At 34.4% G+C, this 19,076-nt stretch carries 14 protein-coding genes; 12 read left to right on the forward strand and 2 right to left on the reverse strand.

The features are described 5' to 3' along the window. Window positions 1-47 precede the first annotated feature (47 nt). The 12 genes from OLM54_RS07015 to OLM54_RS07070 all read left to right on the forward strand — a co-directional run bounded on the left by OLM54_RS07015 (window position 48) and on the right by OLM54_RS07070 (window position 15,944). Window positions 48-2,549, forward strand: coding sequence for a hypothetical protein (locus tag OLM54_RS07015; protein WP_264537878.1), 2,502 nt, complete (start codon window positions 48-50; stop codon window positions 2,547-2,549). Window positions 2,550-2,573: 24 nt separating this feature from the next. Next, window positions 2,574-3,404 carry a hypothetical protein gene (locus tag OLM54_RS07020; RefSeq protein WP_264537879.1) on the forward strand — a complete coding sequence of 277 codons (831 nt, stop codon included), beginning with the start codon at window positions 2,574-2,576 and terminating at the stop codon, window positions 3,402-3,404. Window positions 3,405-3,631: 227 nt separating this feature from the next. Then, window positions 3,632-4,555 (forward strand): hypothetical protein, encoded by a 924-nt coding sequence (locus OLM54_RS07025; protein WP_264537880.1) that lies wholly within the window; start codon window positions 3,632-3,634, stop codon window positions 4,553-4,555. Further along, entirely contained in the window at window positions 4,545-5,918 is a 1,374-nt protein-coding gene (locus OLM54_RS07030; protein ID WP_264537881.1) for an ATP-binding protein, read from the forward strand. Before OLM54_RS07025 ends, OLM54_RS07030 begins: the two co-directional genes overlap by 11 nt. A gap of 320 nt (window positions 5,919-6,238) precedes the next feature. After that, complete coding sequence (locus OLM54_RS07035) at window positions 6,239-6,799, forward strand: hypothetical protein (protein WP_264537882.1); 561 nt, start codon at window positions 6,239-6,241, stop codon at window positions 6,797-6,799. Window positions 6,800-6,859: 60 nt separating this feature from the next. Then, window positions 6,860-7,039, forward strand: a complete 180-nt coding sequence (locus tag OLM54_RS07040) for a hypothetical protein (protein ID WP_264537883.1) — start codon at window positions 6,860-6,862, stop codon at window positions 7,037-7,039. Between the two features lie 96 nt (window positions 7,040-7,135). Beyond that, window positions 7,136-8,128, forward strand: a complete 993-nt coding sequence (locus OLM54_RS07045; RefSeq protein ID WP_264537884.1) for a hypothetical protein — start codon at window positions 7,136-7,138, stop codon at window positions 8,126-8,128. 26 nt (window positions 8,129-8,154) lie between these two features. Continuing rightward, window positions 8,155-10,119, forward strand: a complete 1,965-nt coding sequence (locus tag OLM54_RS07050; RefSeq protein ID WP_264537885.1) for a DUF4157 domain-containing protein — start codon at window positions 8,155-8,157, stop codon at window positions 10,117-10,119. Window positions 10,120-10,153: 34 nt separating this feature from the next. Then, a complete protein-coding gene (locus tag OLM54_RS07055; RefSeq protein ID WP_264537886.1) occupies window positions 10,154-12,193 on the forward strand; it encodes a DUF4157 domain-containing protein in 2,040 nt (679 codons plus the stop codon). A gap of 475 nt (window positions 12,194-12,668) precedes the next feature. Beyond that, window positions 12,669-13,037, forward strand: a complete 369-nt coding sequence (locus OLM54_RS07060) for a response regulator (RefSeq protein ID WP_264537887.1) — start codon at window positions 12,669-12,671, stop codon at window positions 13,035-13,037. Between the two features lie 167 nt (window positions 13,038-13,204). Continuing rightward, the gene (locus tag OLM54_RS07065) at window positions 13,205-13,636 is read left to right on the forward strand and encodes a MarR family winged helix-turn-helix transcriptional regulator (protein ID WP_264537888.1); all 432 of its coding nucleotides are present in this window, start codon (window positions 13,205-13,207) and stop codon (window positions 13,634-13,636) included. A 94-nt stretch (window positions 13,637-13,730) separates the two neighbouring features. Next, on the forward strand, window positions 13,731-15,944 hold the full coding sequence (locus OLM54_RS07070; protein WP_264537889.1) for a S9 family peptidase: 2,214 nt from the start codon (window positions 13,731-13,733) through the stop codon (window positions 15,942-15,944). Window positions 15,945-16,145: 201 nt separating this feature from the next. Here the strand turns inward: OLM54_RS07070 and OLM54_RS07075 are convergent, their stop codons facing one another. Together OLM54_RS07075 and OLM54_RS07080 are read right to left on the reverse strand one after the other, a co-directional pair. Beyond that, complete coding sequence (locus tag OLM54_RS07075; RefSeq protein WP_264537890.1) at window positions 16,146-18,377, reverse strand: ATP-binding protein; 2,232 nt, start codon at window positions 18,375-18,377, stop codon at window positions 16,146-16,148. After that, complete coding sequence (locus tag OLM54_RS07080) at window positions 18,367-18,978, reverse strand: biliverdin-producing heme oxygenase (RefSeq protein WP_264537891.1); 612 nt, start codon at window positions 18,976-18,978, stop codon at window positions 18,367-18,369. Before OLM54_RS07080 ends, OLM54_RS07075 begins: the two co-directional genes overlap by 11 nt. Between the last annotated feature and the right edge of the window lie 98 nt (window positions 18,979-19,076).

A 19,076-nucleotide genomic window follows, 5' to 3' on the forward strand; every position in this document is an offset into this window, starting at 1 on the left:
AAATACTAAGTCTTTAAAATAAAAATTAATCAATAAAAAGAACCATTATGAACAGCTACAGTGAAAATTTACATTCCAGTGTATTGGCTTCATTAGAAAGCCAGGAAATGAGTAAGAAAAAATTGGATTCCCAATTAAATTCTTCCATGTTTACACTTTATTATGCCGAAGGCGCAGAGATTATTGCCAACGACAAACTTGCTTCTGCAACAAAAAAATACAACAAATCGCAGAAGGTTAAAGAACAGGCGGTTAAAACTAAAAATATTTCGACCAATATTGTGATGTCGTCTACACAGCAAAATAGTTATACCTCACAATCGGTATCAAATCTTGCTGTTAGTGCGTCAAATATTCAAATTGCTACAAACGCGATCGTAAGATTGGCGAGCGATATGGGAAGTATTTTTAGTATTATTAATGCTGCCGATTACGGAACTCAAATTTATCAGCAAAGTATTGAGGCTTATAATTTGATGAACAGAACTGCTTATCTTGCCGAAGTAGCTTCGCAACACGCGATGGAAGCTTCTGCCTGTATTGCCGAAGTAGCCTCGTCTACGGTTGAGGATAAAGCAAAAGCAACTGATACTTCTATCGATAACCTGCTTAAAATTGCGAACACTGATTTTACCAATATGTCGGCAGTTGTAGCTACAGAAAATGATGCCAAAGCTGCTGCAAGCGTAAATACAAAGGCTGCACAAGGTGTAATTGAATCGAATAAGGTTGAACTTGAAGCTGCAAAAGTGGCTTATAATCTTAATAATAAAAGGCTTAATTACAATTTAAGAGTCAGGGTTCCTAAAAACGTGACGAGTTCTTATGATGTTGCTTTTGATTATTACAAAGCTCCTTTTGGTACTGATGAAAAAGGTACTAATACACCGGAACTTGGTTTGCAGAATCCGGTAAAAAGCTACAATCTGTTTTTGGTAAAGGATAGTAAAAAGTCTATCTTTTCGACTTCTGCAGCTGAGGATTTGATGGGCAATGTGCTTCAGCATGTGCAGATTATTGCGCCGGCAAACAGTTCATCTCAACCTGATTTGTCTTCGGGCAATGACATTGCTTCTAATTACAATACGTATTTTGAAGCTGTTGCCGCCGAAAAATTATCTAAAGAAAAACTGGCTTTGGCCAAAGAAAATCTTCGTCAGGTAAATGCGGCGCTTTCATTGGCTACAAAAGAAAAAAACGATGCCGATGAGCATATTGTGAGCATTAAAAGTGAGATCACAAAATTAACAAAAGAAGTTGCTTCGGCTAAAGAAAAAGCAACGGCAGCAACAGAAGCTTTTAAAAAAGAGCCAAAAAATAAAGAACTTGAAAAAGCGGAAGCTGAAGCTAAAGACCTTCAAAAATCATTAGAGCAGGAACTTGAAAGTGCGAAACAGAATGAGACAAAAGCAATAGATTCTGCAAAAGTAGCGGCAGACAGTTTGAAAATTGCAACTACAAATGTTAGCAATGCAAAAACTGAGGTTACAAGTGCCGAAACTAAACTGGCAACTGATACTAAAGCTGTTGAAGATGCAACTGCAGCATCTGATAAATTAAAAAGAGAAGGTTTTGCCTCTATTGGCCTTTTAGATTTAATGGATTCTGATAATGAAATGGTTGTTTTGGGAGAAAAATATGTGATTTTTCTTTTTACTGTTTTTACAGATGAATACAAAAAAGGAATTAATACGTATGATGATTATTTATCGGCTCCGTCAGAAACTTTCAGCCTTCAAAAAACATTAAAAGCGGTTAAGGATATTACTGTTCAGGAAGATCCTGAAAGAAGAGATCATGTTAATCCTGATTTGCCAACTTTAAAACCGTTTTCAATTTCTTTTCCTGTTGACGAAGACGATGCTGCAATTACAGAATACAGATGTATGTTTCTTTCTCACAGCGAAGATACATTTACCAACAATCAGCTTGAGAATCTTGAAGAAAGCATAGAAGTTTCGGTTGTACAAAAAGAAATGCAGACTATAAAAAATGAAATTATTCAGTATACAAATGAATTAGTTTCTATAAATGAGAAAACTGCTCAGCTGAAAAAAGCTTTTAATGAGGAAATAGGCAAACTTGATCCTGTAAAAGATAAAGATAAAATTGCTGCTGAAACTTCCAGATTCAAAAATGTTGAAAACAATTATAATGCAGTTATCAATGAAACTGATTTGCGTTTGAATATTGCAAAAAACAAAGAGGGTCAATTAAATATGGCTTTGGAAAGAATATTGGCTAAAAAAGTGCCTGAAATTAAAAACAAACATGCGTTTTTCTTCAACTTAAAACTGGCAGAAAATATTCCTTCAGGCAATTATAGCGTTGCTGTTCCGTCTACAAGAGATGGTTTGGTTTATGAGGTAAAAATTGATCCTACAACTACTGATAATTTTGGTAATGCGCTGATCGATTCTAAACCTTATATCCCGGTTGTTGTGTCTATTTATAAAGGTGCTGAAACGAATAAAAAGCAGTATATCAGCAATATCTCAGATTGGGAAAACGAAGATCATTTCACTTTTTCAATAATTAATAACAAATAATGCTAACGAGCTAAATCGCAAAATATGGAAACTACATTATTAAATTCAAGTCCAAAGAGATACGGAATTACAGAAAAGAAAAAATCAGATATTGATTTGTTAACTTCTTTAGTTGCTGATGCGCAAGCCGTTGTGCAGCAGCAAACGACGGTTGTTTCGTCGCTGAGTCAGAAATCATTAAAATATCAGGGTTATTTGCTTGATGCTGAAAACAGCAAAACGCAATCGTTGAGCAACAAACAATTGATCGATCAGGTTGTTCAGAATGCACTTGATTTAAGTGCAAATTCTGAAATTGCTTTTTCGAAAATGACATTAGCAAACGAAAATACCGAAGAAGTTGCCAAAGAAGTAACGATTTTGATCAACAAGCTTATTTATTCGGTAGAAATCATCAATAAATTATCCAATCTTGTTATTCGTACCAAATCATTAAATCCGCTTATTTCAGATGATTTGATTACGAAAATAAATGCTGCGGGAACTGATGCAAACAATGCTATTGCGCTTACTCTGATCGCTTTAAAATCGATTTTTGCATCGCAATCGCTTTGTTTAGAATCTGAGGCTGCAACGGCTTTGGAGCAAAAACAGGCTTTAAATCTTTATTTGTCGCTAACCGGAAAAAGCAATTCGCAGGAACCTTTGGTTTTAGAAGATAATGATTCGGCGCAAGCTTTAATTTACAAAGCCGATATTGAAGCAAAAGCGGCTTATCAGGAAGCAAATAAAGCTAATGATGAAACAACGAGACAATTAAATCTGGCAACTGTTAATTTAAACAGAGCCCAGATCGAACTTAAATCATTGCAGGCTGCGCTGGCTGCGGCAAATGCTGCTGCGTTGGCTTCGTAAGCTGTATTAGATTATTAAAATATTGAACAAAAGTTCTTTACACTATTATCCTGCAAGGTTTTTTTCAAACCTTGCAGGTATAATATATGTTCAAAGTATAAAAATAATATGTTCAAAGTCTACAAGTAATATGTTCAAACCTACAAGGTTTGAAAAAAACCTTGCAGGATTACGGGATTAAGAATCTAAAATCTAATATCAGAAATCTAAAATTAATTTTTAAGTTTATGAATCGTATTTATAAAAATTTTTACAGGCAATTTTACTTAAAAACAGGAGGTTTTATACCCAGTAAACCCTTAAATCACGCGATGTTTCCGGGTGATTATTTTCAGATAAAAAACGGGGAAATTATTCTGTTGGGAAACTTATTTCGCAATGCAATTATTAATGAATATGACGCAGATGTAAGTGGCGTTTTGGCGCAAAATGCAGCAAACTGGAGTTTTAGCGACGGAATTTCAAAACCTTATTCCGGTCGCGGGCACGGTCATGGCGCAATTGACGGCGAATTTGAATTTAGCAAACAAGTATTGGCTTTTGCCCATAAAGGCAGTTTTATTTTTAAAGCTGAAGAACCTGAAACGGTAAAAATTAAGAACTGGAACGATATTCAGCAGCAATTAATTCTGAAATTAACCCAGACATTGTTCACATTCAGAGAGCTTTATGTGGTTACAGAAAGTGCAACGGCGGCAAATACAACGCTGGCAATTTCCGGTGAAGCAAATGCAGAGCTGGAACTGGTAAGTGATGTAGAAAATTTTGGTTTGGTCGATATTTTCGGACATGACAGTACAAAAACAATTCAGTCTAAAGACATCGATTATTACCATCGCGAAACAAAACGAAAACCCTCTTATTTTAAGGCTAAGAAATTGGCTGTGCAAGATGAAAAACTGTCGTATTTTATAAGTGATTTTGTCAATAAAAGCAATAATTCGAGCGAATGGACGGATAGCTTTTTTGGTTCGAATTTTCATTCTGATACAGATTATAGTCCGCAAATGATATTTCAAAATGCACAGGGACATTTTCTGGATATGTTACAATCGAGTGAGTTAAACCCAAATACGGCTTTGCTTTATTTTAAATGGGTCGACGCCAATTTGGATGATATTGAAAAACTGTTTACAAATTATGGAAACTAACTCAAACATAACGGCTTTAAATCAGGAAATGGACTGGCTGCAAAAGGTAATCGATCAGGTTATTTGCAGTTATCTGCTTCAGGAAGGTCATGAAAATCGATGGCAGGATGTTTCGTTACCGGAAAGTGATTCAGATTTAGAATTAGAAAAAAGTTCGTATCATCAAAAACTAAATGAATGGGATTTAAATCTCTATGAAAGGCTTTGTCTCGCGCTAATCATCGCGCCACAGATAAAACCGGAGATTCTTGATATTTTTTTTAGCAGAAATGCGATGTACGATCGTGGTTTTACGGAATTTGGCGGTGTTATAAATAAAATTCACAGTGGTTTTTTGCCAACGGGTCAAACGCTTTCTTTTTTGGTTACGGCTGTAAATCCTGAATTAAGACTTGAAATGCTGAATGTTTTGCATCCTTCCAATATTTTATCGAAAGAACAGGTTTTGCTTCTGGAAGCTACGGAATCTAATATTCCTGTTTTAAATCATACAATTTCAATTAACGAAAGATGGCTGCAATATTTTTTAACGGGTACATTGCCAAGTTTGGAACATAGTGTTTCGTTTCCCGCTCAGCAAATTGCAACCAAAATGAATTGGTCTGATCTTGTTCTTGAAGAAAATGTTATGGATCAGGTTATGGAAATTGATGCGTGGCTAAAATACGGATCGACTTTGATGAATGAATGGGGATTGGAAAATAAAATAAAACCGGGCTACCGAACACTTTTTTATGGTCCGCCGGGAACCGGGAAAACATTAACGGCAACTTTATTGGGAAAAAGTACGGACAGAGAAGTTTACAGGGTTGATCTTTCGATGATTGTGTCAAAATATATTGGGGAAACAGAAAAAAATCTTTCGAAAATATTTGATGTCGCGCAGCACAAAGACTGGATTTTGTTTTTTGATGAAGCCGACGCGCTTTTTGGAAAAAGAACGAATGCTTCGTCTTCCAATGACAGGCATACAAACCAGCAAACGGGTTATTTATTGCAACGAATTGAGGATTTTCCGGGCGTTGTGATATTGGCTTCCAATTTAAAAGAAAATATGGATGAGGCTTTTTCAAGACGTTTTCAGTCTATGATTCATTTTACAATGCCAAGTCCGGATGAACGCTTTTTGTTGTGGGAAAATGCTTTTTCGGGAAAATGTAAACTTGATCCTGATATTGATTTAGAAGAAATCGCTGAACAATATGAACTCGCGGGCGGAGCGATTATAAATGTTTTGCGCTATTGTGCCTTGATTGCCATTCAGAAAAATGAAACTGTTGTAGGATATCAGGATTTAATGGAGGGAATACGACGCGAATTTAAAAAGGAAAACAGAACATTGGCTGTGACGCAAATGAATTGAGTCTGGTTTGTCATTTCAAGCGAAAGGATTAAAATGATAAAAAAAAATCTGCTAAATCTGCGTGAAAAAAAAATAACACATAGAAACATAGATTTTGTATGCTTAAAAAAAGCGTTTCACTTATTAAAACAAACATAGTTGAGTACGTACAAAGATTGGAACCTCGTGGCGGAGTTACTTGCGAAGATCCTTCCTTCGTCAGGATGACAAAAATGAGAATAAAATCTGCGCGATCTGCTAAATCTGCGTGAAAAAATATTTAACACATAGAAACCTAACAGGTTTTTCGTTCAAGTTAATATTAAATAAAAAAGGCTGTTATGAAAAAAATCGAAGACAAACCCGTACAATTAATTGCGAGAAAACACTTTTATAATCATAAGGCAGAACTTCGATTAGGAAACTGGAAAACTCATTTTGATTTGGATTATATCAATACCATAATAGCGATAACTTTAAATCATTTTATAAAAGATAAAGAACTTATTGTCAACGGTTATTTGATTACTGCCAAAAGTGTTTATTTAATTTTTAAATCGGATAAAAAAGTGATTGATGAGCTTTTAAATAAAATTGAATCTTATGTGATTTTTTTATTAAAAAGGCATCATCAGGAAGTAAAAACGACTATTTATAAGAACAATTTTATCATCAATGAGGAGAATATTTTTTATATCATTCGTGAGCCGTTATTTACTTATAATCCAATAAAAAATGATTATTTAATACAACTCCTTACAGGAAAAAAAGTCGAATTGCCGTATCGAGATCGGGAACTTGAATATTTAAAATCTCTTATTAAAAATAATCCGTTTTGTTCTGCAATTGATTATTCGGGAGCTTTAAGCCCCGTAGATGTGACTTTATTACTGCCTGAATAAAACAAGAAATACTAAAAAAATTAAATCAACAATAATCTTTAACTAAACAAAAGCCTAAGAATGACTACAACTGCAACAAATAATTTTTCTGTATTTGGTATTGATATTTCGAGATATCAGGGTAATGAAATCAATTTTCTAAACAAGCAGGTTGACACATTATCTTTTTATAAGTTTAATGATTATGATCTTTGTAATAGTGATGAAAATGCTTTTGCAAATTTTATTCAGACGAGGTAATTAATGCAATATTATGATAAATCAATAGAAAATAAGCAACAGTCAATTTCTGTTAATTTATCATCTGCTTCCTATTCAAATAAATCTGTCAACTATTTGAAAGATAACCGGAGTGGTTCTGTTATACAAAAGAAAGATGGATATTTAGTTGATAACCGACCGGGATCTGTTCATCAAAGAAAGATTTCTAAATCGCCAAAATTCAGCAGTTTAGATAATTCAAAAGCAACTATTCAAAGAAAAATATTTAGATATGTAAAGCCTGAATGGGAACCTGTAATGAATGAATATCAGGATGTTATTGGTAAATATTCTCCTCCTGATGAAGGAGATTTTGAACAAAACACCCTCTTTAATACCGCTAATGGATTTTATGGAGAAAATTTGGAAGCGATAGTTGATCACCAATTTGTAAAGGATGCAATTAATAATGTAAAATCCAGTATTGAGAAATTGAATGAAGATCAATGTGGTGACGCCGCAAGATCAATCTATAAAGCTATTGGTGAAACGGGGCCTGACGAAGAAACTGAATTTGAAGGCAAAGGGGTTGATAATCTTGCAGGTAACATGAACAAAGCCAAAAGTCATAACGGGGTAGAAATAGCCGTAATATTTTATGTAGACACTGAAATAATGGGACATTTTTTTACAATACTTCAAAAAGGAAATTTTGCCACAATAATGCAGGGCTATGTAAATAAAATGACAATTGAGCAAAATATGGAAGGACACAGACATATCTGGACTGTTGATGCTCTTATAAGCAGTCTGAAGGAATTAATGACAATACGAGACCGATGGGCTAAAGCAGAACAGCCGGATGAAGAAATTATTCTAATAAAAAAAATATGGAAAAAATTATTCAGTATAGATCTCACAGACAAGGATATGCATATGCTAAGAATAAACATTTTTGCAAAGAGAGAGGACGATTTAAACTGGAAGGGGAAATTAACAAAAGAAAATAGTAATCCGGAAGCTATTGCTGAAAGTAGCAGCATTGCAGCAAGTTCTGTTGCAGCAAGTTCTCATTCTTCGAGCGGTAGTGAAAGCAAAACTAATGCTGTAAAACATTCCAGGGTTTAAAAAATAAATAATGAAATTTTAGAAACATGGAACAATCAAATTATCAAATAAAAGAGGGTGAAACGCAATCCATTGCTGGTTTGAATGACAAAAGCATTCAAAATAAAGCAAAAGTTCTACAAGATAATCGCAATTCTTCTATTTCTGTTTTGCAAAAAAAAACAAATAATACCGGTTTGCCCGATACTTTAAAATCCGGAATCGAAAATCTTTCGGGTCATGCTATGGATGATGTAAAAGTGCATTATAACTCTGATAAACCGGCGCAGCTCAACGCCCACGCTTATGCTCAGGGAACGGATATTCATGTGGCATCCGGTCAGGAAAAACATTTGGCACACGAAGCCTGGCACGTAGTTCAGCAAAAGCAAGGACGCGTAAAACCTACTTTGCAAATGAAAGGAAAGGTGAACGTAAATGATGATAAAGGGTTAGAGAAAGAAGCTGATGTCATGGGTGCAAAAGCATTGCAAATGCAATCAAATTCTCATAATAACACTATTATATTATCCGGTGCAAAAGGTGCAGCAACCAATTTGCCTATTCAGCGTTATTCGATTAAAAAAGCTCCCGAAAACAATAAAATTTATTCCCAATCAGATAATAAAGTGATGCTCACGGGAATGGGAAGTCCTAATCATGATTTTTTTGTTGAGCACTCGCAAGCTTTTCCTATTATGAATAACATGATTAAGAATTCGCCTTTAGAAATTTTTCCTCGTACAACAGAAAAATTATTTGATAAAAATATGCTAAAAGCGGGGCTTCGTTATAAAACGGATCGTTTAGTTGATGAAGGGAGAAAGGAAAAAATTAAACGAAAAGATGTAAAAGAAGATTTCTTTGAATCGAAAAAAACAGAAAATGTTCAAAAGGAATATGAGCTGCATGTGTTACCTCACATTAAGGCTTACAGGGAATTGATTTTAAATTCGGCCAAACATAAAATTGAGAATATTGGTCTTTCAAAAGGAGTTGTTTCTGCAATTAGAGGTTCTTTGTACGAATTGATAACGTCACTTAATCTCTTTAAAAAAGTTTTTAACGGAGAAATTGCAAACAAAGGGGAATTTGATGAAGACTCTAAAAATCTTGCCCATGTTGGTTTAGAATTAATTAGAACAGTCGAAAATCCGCTTTATGAAACTGATTTAACAAAGGCCAAATTAATTGCAGCCAAACAAACGTTACTTGAAACCTGGTTTGATGAGGAGGATCGTGACAACCCAAATTTATTAAGTCAGATTGTTTACTCTATTCGGGATAACCTAAGTGCATTAATTAGTGTTTTTCCTAATCAGCCAGTAGATATGATGCCTTTTCACCAGTATAATTTTAATCTGGAAATTATCCAGAATTTATTTTCTCCTGATAATCTGGTGCTTTTCAGAGCCTGTGATGTACAGGCTTCTACTTTGCTTGGCAACAAACTTACACATGAAAATAAAGATCAGTTAAAAAATTATAATGCCGGACAGGAAGGTGCATTTCATTATGCTACAAAAATACTGGGGGCAGGTTCTGACTGGGTAACGCTGGAACATTTTGCAGCATCTGTAAAAGAACGGGAAATAAGCGGTATAGGAAGATCAAAATTTAAAAACCTTGACCATACATGGCAATTTATTATGCAGGGACAAAGTCATAGTACAACTCCGGGCGTGTCTAATGAGGATAAATATTTTGAAATTTATACTAAAGTCAGATACTATTTAAAAGGAATAACCAAACATGAAACGGGAGCTTTTGATACCGCGAGACGAGACAGAATCAGCGATCCTACAAAGGCAGAAAGTGACTGGTATGTACAACTGGGAGATTCTAGTCAATTGTCTAATATTATGGGCTGGAGGGCATTTTATAAAAAAATTGCGACTGAAGGTGAAGAGAATGAACTTATAAATTTTTTAGAAAGAATGGACTTGCCTAGAACTGAAGGAATGGATCCGCTGGTGCACTCTAAATTGAGTTGGGATCATTTGAGAAAATAAGGATAGAAAATAAACGTAAACGGTTTTTAAAATCATGGAATATTCTCAAAATAATAAAGAAAAACAATGTTCTGCCAGTAATGCCACGGATAAAACAATTCAAAATAAAGCCGTAGCACTACAAGATAATCGCCCTGCCTCTATTTTACAAAGAAAAGAGAATAATACGGGTTTGCCCGATAATTTAAAATCAGGAATCGAAAATCTTTCCGGTCATGCTATGGATGATGTAAAAGTGCATTATAACTCTGATAAACCGGCGCAGCTCAATGCCCACGCTTATGCTCAGGGAACAGATATTCATGTTGCATCGGGTCAGGAAAAACATTTGGCACACGAAGCCTGGCATGTTGTACAGCAAAAACAAGGTCGTGTAAAACCTACTTTGCAAATGAAGGGAAAGGTGAATGTAAACGATGATAAAGGTTTAGAGAATGAAGCTGATGTTATGGGTGCAAAGGCATTGCAGTTAAAGCAAACTATGCCATCTGAAAAAAAGATTAAAAAAGGATTACGAAAATCAAATACCACTATACAAAAGAAGATTAAAAATGTTTCGGGAGTTTCAGAGAAAACTCCTGTTGGGGCAATTACTGACGTTCTAAAAGTAGCAGGCAAAGAATTGAACTTGCCGGGTGTACAACCTGTTGGAAATCAATTTAAGGCTGTAGAGGCGCAAGCCGAAGTCAAAAAAAATACATTGAGGGCTACAGAACGCAAAAAAAATGGCAATTTATCCAAAATAACAAGTATGGCACGTGCTGAACAGTTATTATTGCAAGGCGCCGATATTAAAAAGTTCTATGATGCCGGACATTTGGTGGCAGACCAATTGGTGGGCGGAAAGGATGATTCTTTTGAGATGTGGAATTTAGCTCCGCAAATAGCTGAATTTAACGCTCCCGCTTATGCCCAAACTATGGAGGAGGAGACTAAAAAAGTTGCTCAGGCAGGAGGAACTGTAACGGTTAATGTAAAAGTTGGTTATGACAGTCCAACTTATCCCGTAACCGTTAAACATATTTTAGACCAGGAAATAATTTCCGGTACACCTATAGGCACTACACATATAAAAATAGGTTCTAAGATACATCTTATAGCAATTTTAAATGAAGTTATAAATATTCCGAGACGAATACCGGTAACATGGAATATGAAAGCGACGTCACAAGGAGGCGCAGGTTTTCCTAAAGCGACTATTCCGTCAGGTCCGGGAGAAGCAGCAAATAGAGTTATTGATCCAGCTACAATAGATACTATAACTCCAAATATTGGTAATAAGTTCGCTTTTGGTATTTCAGACTCTTCAAATGACACCAAAAATTTAACCTTAAATCCAAACAAGGAGAGAACTTTAGTTGCCAAACAATGGGCTCCTTCATTGCATGGAATTCAAACGGAAGATGTTGTCTCCTGGATATCTTCAACATTTCCTGAGCTGGGTAATGCCGATGCTATAATAGTGGCATTAAGCGAGGATAAAAGTATTCTTCAATTACTGCAAGCAGCTCATCATACCGTTGAAAAGAAATTGACAATAACAATAGAGAAGCTTCAAAAAGTGTTAGACCCTAGTTTATTAGACGATTTAATTGTATCTAAATTAAACATAATTAAACCATTGCTGGAAAAAGCAAATGACCTTGCAAGAGCAAAAAATTTACGGGAAGCTGTCCAAAAATTGGTAAATGCAGATTCTGCAGTTGATGATTTAAATGCAGGAATCGAAGATGCTATTGCAGAACAAGGCGGCATGTTTTTATTTCCGTTGCATGTGTTGCTTAAAATGCAGCAAGACGCAGAAGAATTCAATACCGCCAAAGAAATTGCACCTGAATTAAGAAGTTTAGTGAATGCGAAAAAGTTTTTTACAGGACAACAATATGGGATTAAAGGAAAAAATGATAAAGGCGGTGCTTTTGAATTTTTTTATTTTGGAGCACCTTGTATGATTGAAGAACCTATAAATGTTGGTCCTCCTATGGAAAATATAAGTACGGTTGTTATTGCTTCTAATGTGATAATGGTTAGACCGGGTGTTTGGGAAATAACATATCGTTATCCCGGAGCATAGAAAATCTTTTTAATCTTTTAATCTGTGGCATTAAACTTTAAACTATCTAATCAAAAATCATCGTGCATTCAAAATAATTATAATTAAAACATGGAAATTATATAACAAAAACAAAAAATTATGTAAATTGGTATAAAACCATCAGATTATTTTTATAAATATTAGGATAGATATAGTTGTTTTTGCAGAATTAAATCTCTGACATTAATATATTTATGTCCAATTGCATAGCAAAAGCATTGCAGGGATAAACTTATCCGAAATTTGAAAGTAATAAATTAGACTTTCTGATTCTTTGAAAATATTGTCAGATAAATGTGGAAACTTGTTATTAGACAAGTTTTTTTATCATTAGTTTTTCGAAAAAATAGTTATAATCCTACAGTAAAAATTATTGTAGTTTATTTTTTCATAAGAAAATTTATAGAATAAAAGCTATTTAAATAGCGAAGCAATTAAACCAAATACCAGACTAATGAAATATAAAACTATTTTACAAATTGATGACGATTTTGATGATTGCGAGTTTTTCCAGCAGGCTCTTGAAGGGGTTTCAAATGCCGTATATATGGCTTTGCATAATCCTATAGAAGCTTTACAAAAATTAACCAGTAGGGAAATAAAACCTGATCTGATTTTTTTAGATATCAATATGCCAATTATGACTGGCCTTGAGCTTCTGGCGGAGATTAAAAAAAACGACATTATCAAAAATATACCTGTAATATTATTTTCGACGGGTCCCGCACCTATTGTGCATCATAAAACAATGGGAGCTGAAAATTATCTGACTAAACCTAACAATTTTAACGAACTCAAAAATCTTTTAAAAGATATTCTGTAAACCAATTTAATTAGTAAACCAACTAAAAATGACGCTTCAGGCGTCATTTTTTTTATGTCAATTTATGGATGAATTCTAAAACCTGTGGAGAGAGAAAAAAATTAAGTCCATAAATTTTTATCTATGTGATATATCAATTATATTTACATCACTAAAATTAAAACATTATGGCAAAACCACAGCAGACTATTTTTTACAGCATAGAAGAATCTATTAAATCATACCGACAATTTGCTCAAAAAAACATTACAAACAATGGTTTTGATATCACTATAGATCAGGGATTAATACTAAGTATTATTGAAGAAAATGAGGATATATCACAAAAAATGATTTCAGAAATGGCTTTTAAAGATCACGCTTCTGTAACCCGAATTATTGAGCTGTTGGTTAAAAGAAATTTTCTTCAACGCAATTTTAATGCTTCAGACAGGCGAAGGTTTAGTCTTAGTTTAACCGAAGATGGAAAAAATATTTTGAAACAAATGGAACCTATTGTCAATTTAAACAGAAAATCGGCATTAGAAGGAGTTTCTGTTGAAGAACTGGAAATATTAAAAAACATATTGGGCAAAATAACAGCGAATTGTAAAAAATAAAAAGCATACTTCAATCAAAATAATCATCAATCAAAATAATCATCAATCAAAATAATCATCAATCAAAATAATCATCAATCAAAATCAATCAAAAATGAAAATCAAAACCTTCTTTAAAAATTGCCTTTTGGGCGTTTTAGTGACATTGTCAACGTCTATTATTTATAGTCAAAAAACGGATAGTATAAATAAAGACCGATATCAAAAATATTTAAAATTTCACACGTTTATTCAGGGAATGAGAATTGTGCCGCATTGGTATACGGATAGTGACCGTTTTTGGTTTGCCGAAGGAACTCAGGATAATACCGTAATTTATCTGGTTGATCCTAAACAAAATACAAAAACTCCTTTTTTTGATACGGAACGGCTTCGAAGTGCTTTAAAACCTTTTCTAAAGCAGGAACCTATAAATAAAGGAATTCCTTTTACTGATTTTACTTTCGTTAACGGAAATGATTCCATTCAGTTTGAAGTCGAAAAGAAAAAATTCAAATTAAGTTTAAAAGATTATAAAATTGTTCCTTTAAACGCCACTCCCGAAAATCCTAAAGCAGCCGCCGCTCCCCTATTTTCGCCGGATAAAAAGTGGATTTTTGATGTAAAAGAAAATAATTTATGGCTGACGAATGTTGAAAACCAAAAATCAGAGCAATTTACTTTTGATGGTGCCGAATTTTATGCGTGGGATATTGTGCCAAATGCATGGTCGCCAGATAATAAAAGATTTATCGGAAAAAGAACTGACGCACGAAATGTACATCATTTGCCTGTAATTGACTATTCGAAACCACTTGAAGAAGTAAATTATTATGTGTATGCAAAAACGGGTGAAACTATAGAAATACCGGAACTTTTTGTATTTGATACTGAATCAAAAAAACAAATAAAAATAGACACGGGCGCAGATTCTCAACAATATATTTTTCCGCTGGAATGGACAACAGACGGATCTGAGTTTCTTTTTATGCGTCTTAGCCGACTTGGAAATAAATTAGAATTGCTGGCTGCAAATCCAAATACGGGTGCAAGTCGAATTATAATTACCGAAGAACAAAAAACGTTTGTAGCCGGATTGGATTTTATTATTGATACCTGGCAAAAGCAATTTACTTTACTCAAAAACAGCAAAAATTTTATCTGGATTTCAGAAAGAGACGGCTGGAAACATTTTTATCTGTATGGATTAGACGGAAAATTAATTCGCCGTTTAACTTCCGGCAATTTTCCTGTAAAAGGAGTTGTTAAGGTCGATGAAAAAGAAGGCTGGATTTATTTTAACGCGAATGCCGAAACGGATCTTTATGCAACTAATCTTTACAGAGTTAATTTTAAAGGGAAAAATTTCAGGAAACTAACCGAAGCAAAAGGATATCATCATGCCTTTTTGTTTGCTCCATCTGCACATTATTTTATAGATGCTTATTCGAGTCTCGATAAGCCGTTTAAATTTGAGTTACGAACCAACGATGGTAAATTTCTACAATTATTAAATACGGCAGATATTAGTAAAATCAAGGCTATTGGCTTTAATCCACCTGAAAGTTTTGTTGTTAAGGCTGATGACGGCGTTACGGATATTTACGGAATCATGTACAAACCTTTTGATTTTGATCCTGCCAAAAAATATCCTGTAATAGAGTCTGTTTATGCAGGTCCTTTCATGACGATTGTTCCGCATGGATTTATTCCCACAACGGGCGCATCATTAAAAGCGCAGGCATTTGCGCAATTGGGTTACATTACAATTTTACTTGATACACGCGGAACGACTGAAAGAAGCAAAAAATTTCAGGATGCCGTTTACAAAAATATTGGTAAATATGAAATTGCAGATCGTGTTGCGGCGTTTAAACAGCTTTCGCAAAAATATCCTTTTATGGATATGAAAAGGATCGGAATTTATGGACATTCGTGGGGTGGATATTTTGCAATTCGTGCTATGTTAATGGCGCCGGATTTATATCGCACCGGAATTGCTTCTGCTCCCGGCGAACTTACGGAAGGTGCCGAAATCAATGAACCGTATATGGGATTTCCAAGGGATAATAAATCCGGTTACGATTTTGGAACAAATACAAATCATGCCGATAAACTGAAAGGAAAATTGCTTTTTATTCACGGAACAAGCGATACAAACGCGCCATTTTCTACAACAGTAAGGATGATTGATGCTTTAATAAAAGCCGGAAAACCGTATGACCTTTTATTATTACCCGGCAGAACACATAATTTAGAAGGCGAAAAATATGCAAACGATGTTATATGCCGTTATTTTGAGGAGAATTTGAAGAATGTAAAAGAGTAATAATTCTAATAAGTTCGCAAAGCTTTGTCGAGTTACTTCTGTAATTTCTCGTTCCTCGAAATGACAAAACGGTGTGTTTTCACTGCGAAGAATGGAAAGTAAACCCGACAGGTTTTTAAAACCTGTCGGGTTTTGAGTTTGTGGAAGCAAATATTATAAATTACGTTAACGAAATTAAATGATCACAAGGAAAATAAATCGTTATTGCGGTACCTTCACCGGTTTCGCATCAGCACGGATAGTTCCTCCGCAGGTTTGCATTATTTTTTTACACAATGCCAAACCAACTCCTGAGCCGCCGTATTGTTCTTGTGTATGTAAACGCGTGAATATTTTAAAAATGGAGGTTGCATATTCCTGCTCAAAACCAATTCCGTTGTCTGTAAAAGTAACCCAGTGACAGTAGACATTATGCGAGAAATTATACGGTTCAGGTTCTTTTGAAGATGTTACTTTAATAATGGGCAATCTGTCTTCAGAGGCATATTTTAATGAATTTTGAAGAATATTAGAAAACAATTGTTTCATTAAAAAGTGAATTCCGTAAATTTCAGGCAGGTCTTCATATTCAATTACGGCGTTGCTTTCAGTAATTGTTTCTTTCATTTCATCAAGAGTTGCCTCCATAATGCTATTCAGATTAATTTTCTGAAGTGCTTCTTTGGTATATTTTATTCGGGTATATTTAAGAATATCCTGTAATAAAACCTGCATTCTGCTGGCTGAATTTGATACACGCTGTAAAGATTCAAAAATAGACTGAGCCGAAACATTCTCAATTTCCATAAGCAACTTAGAAATAATAAGTTGAATTTTTCGCAACGGTTCCTGCAAATCGTGCGTACTAATCCAGTTGATATTTTCTAATTCGGCGTTTGCTTCTTTCAAAACTTCGCTTTGACTGCGGTATTTTTCTTCTTCTTCACTCAGCATCAACAAAATAATCTGATTATGAAGTGCGTGCGCATAACTTGCCGCAGCACTTATTTCAGGATGGAGCCAAATAGTACTTTGGTTTTTAACAATTTCCTTCCATATATTAAATGAATTTCTCGGATGAAGTCCTTTGCTGTCTTTTATAATCGATTTTTCCGGATCGCCTCCCCATTTTATTTCGGATATTGTTTCTGGTTTGTACCAGATAATATTATTATCACTTCCAAGCGAATGGTAAATAATTCCGGCAACATTTGATGGATTATCATCAAATTCCGGTAAATAATCGGTTAGTTTATTGGTTGTAAATATTCCTTCTTTAGCGAGGTTCCTAAACTTTGCAATTATCACATTAATATCATCGTCAGATGGTGTTATGCCGTGTTTATATATTTCACCGCCAACTTTAATAGAAACTCCGCCGGCATTACAAAGATTCAATAACTCAGGATCTGTACTTATAGTTGCAAATGATAACGGATTTAAAGGCAAATCTAAACCAGTTAAATGTTCTAATGCCACTGATGTTTTGCGTGCTATCTGATATTCATCTGTAGATTGTCGCAAATCAATTTGCGAACTTATAAATTGTCCCTGCAGTTTTGCTGCAAGCCTGATTTCGGGCGAAATATTTTTGGCTGAATAATGGTGACATGCAATTAATCCCCATAATCTGTCATGATGAATTAAGGAAATGGTAAGCGTGGCTCCAACGCCCATATTTTTAAGATATTCAACATGAATTGGTGATGTACTTCTTAAAACAGAAAGGCTTAAATCGAGATTTTTATTTGCCGCATTATCAACAGTAAAAATCGGGACGGGTTCATAATTAATATCTGTTATTAATCGCAGCTGGTTTTTTATGTATAATTCTCGTGCCTGAGCCGGAATATCGGTATGCGGATAATGTAATCCTAAAAACGGTTCTAAATCTTCCCGACAATCTTCAGCATAAATTTCTCCGTTATAATCGGCATCAAAACGATAAATCATAACACGATCATAACCTGTTATATCACGTGTTCCTATTGCTACCAATGCACATAACTCCTGCAGCGTTCTTGTGCTGCTCATATTAGTGATAAACTCTATCGTTCTGGTGTACAATTCGACAATTCTTTCTTTGCCTTCAAAATGTGGTTCTGCTTCAAGCACATAAACATCACCGCTTTTGTGTACACTTAACTGAAATATTTTTCCTAAAAGTCCAATTTCAAGCGGAAGAATTAACCGCGTTTTATCATCGTTGATATAGTTCAAAACTTCTTTCTGTACCTCAATTCCGAAAATTTCACTAAAATCTTTTCCTATTATTTCTTTATAAATTAAATCAATAAATACTGAAACATTTTCGGTACAAAAATCTATTTTCCAATCCGGAGTAACGCCTATCAAAAAACCATGCGGCTGAATACTGCCCGGAATATGGATGGGTTCGTTTTCACAATTTGTTAATGTGACAATTTCCCGATTTACTATATCTTTAATTTTCATTTTTCTGGGTCTGCAGGAAATGGTTATGAATGCTGTCAAAAGCATAAATTGCACCTTCGATTATTTCGTTTTCGCAATTATTTTCTTGTTGATAAGCTGTTAATTCATTTAAAAAAGATTTCCACTGGCTTCCTGTTTTATTGCCATATCCTGTAAAATACGAAACGCCTTTTCCCTGATCAAGTCCGGAAATTGTTTCTATGTTTTTCAATATAAAACGGCCGCCTAAAGATGATCCTTCCACAACATATAGTATACCAAGCGCAAATGGTATTGTTAGGTTCTGTGTATTAAAAACGGAATTTGCTACGGGTTTATTGTACTTTAAAAATGCAAGATCTTCTTCGATTAAGTGCTTTTTTTCTCTGTTTTCTAAATCTTCAATACTACCGGAAAGTATCGGGAAAATATTTTCTTCAACGTTATGGTGAACGTCGTACATCAATTTTAAATAATGTGCATAATCGTCTATTTTCATTTCTTTTGAAAGAATGCACGAAGAAACCGGTAAACTTTCCAGTCTTTTATGCGCAACAGCAGTTTGGGTTTTAAGTGTATCTAAAAAGTCGAACGACACAGAAGAATCTTGATGTGGAGTCATTTTGTTTGTATTAATTTTCTTGGGTACACAAAGATACTGTTTGAGGTAATACAATCTCATTTAATTAAATGCCAGAAAATAAAATCATCATTATTATT

The sequence above is a fragment of the Flavobacterium sp. N1736 genome, assembly GCF_025947065.1.
GTDB lineage: Bacteria > Bacteroidota > Bacteroidia > Flavobacteriales > Flavobacteriaceae > Flavobacterium.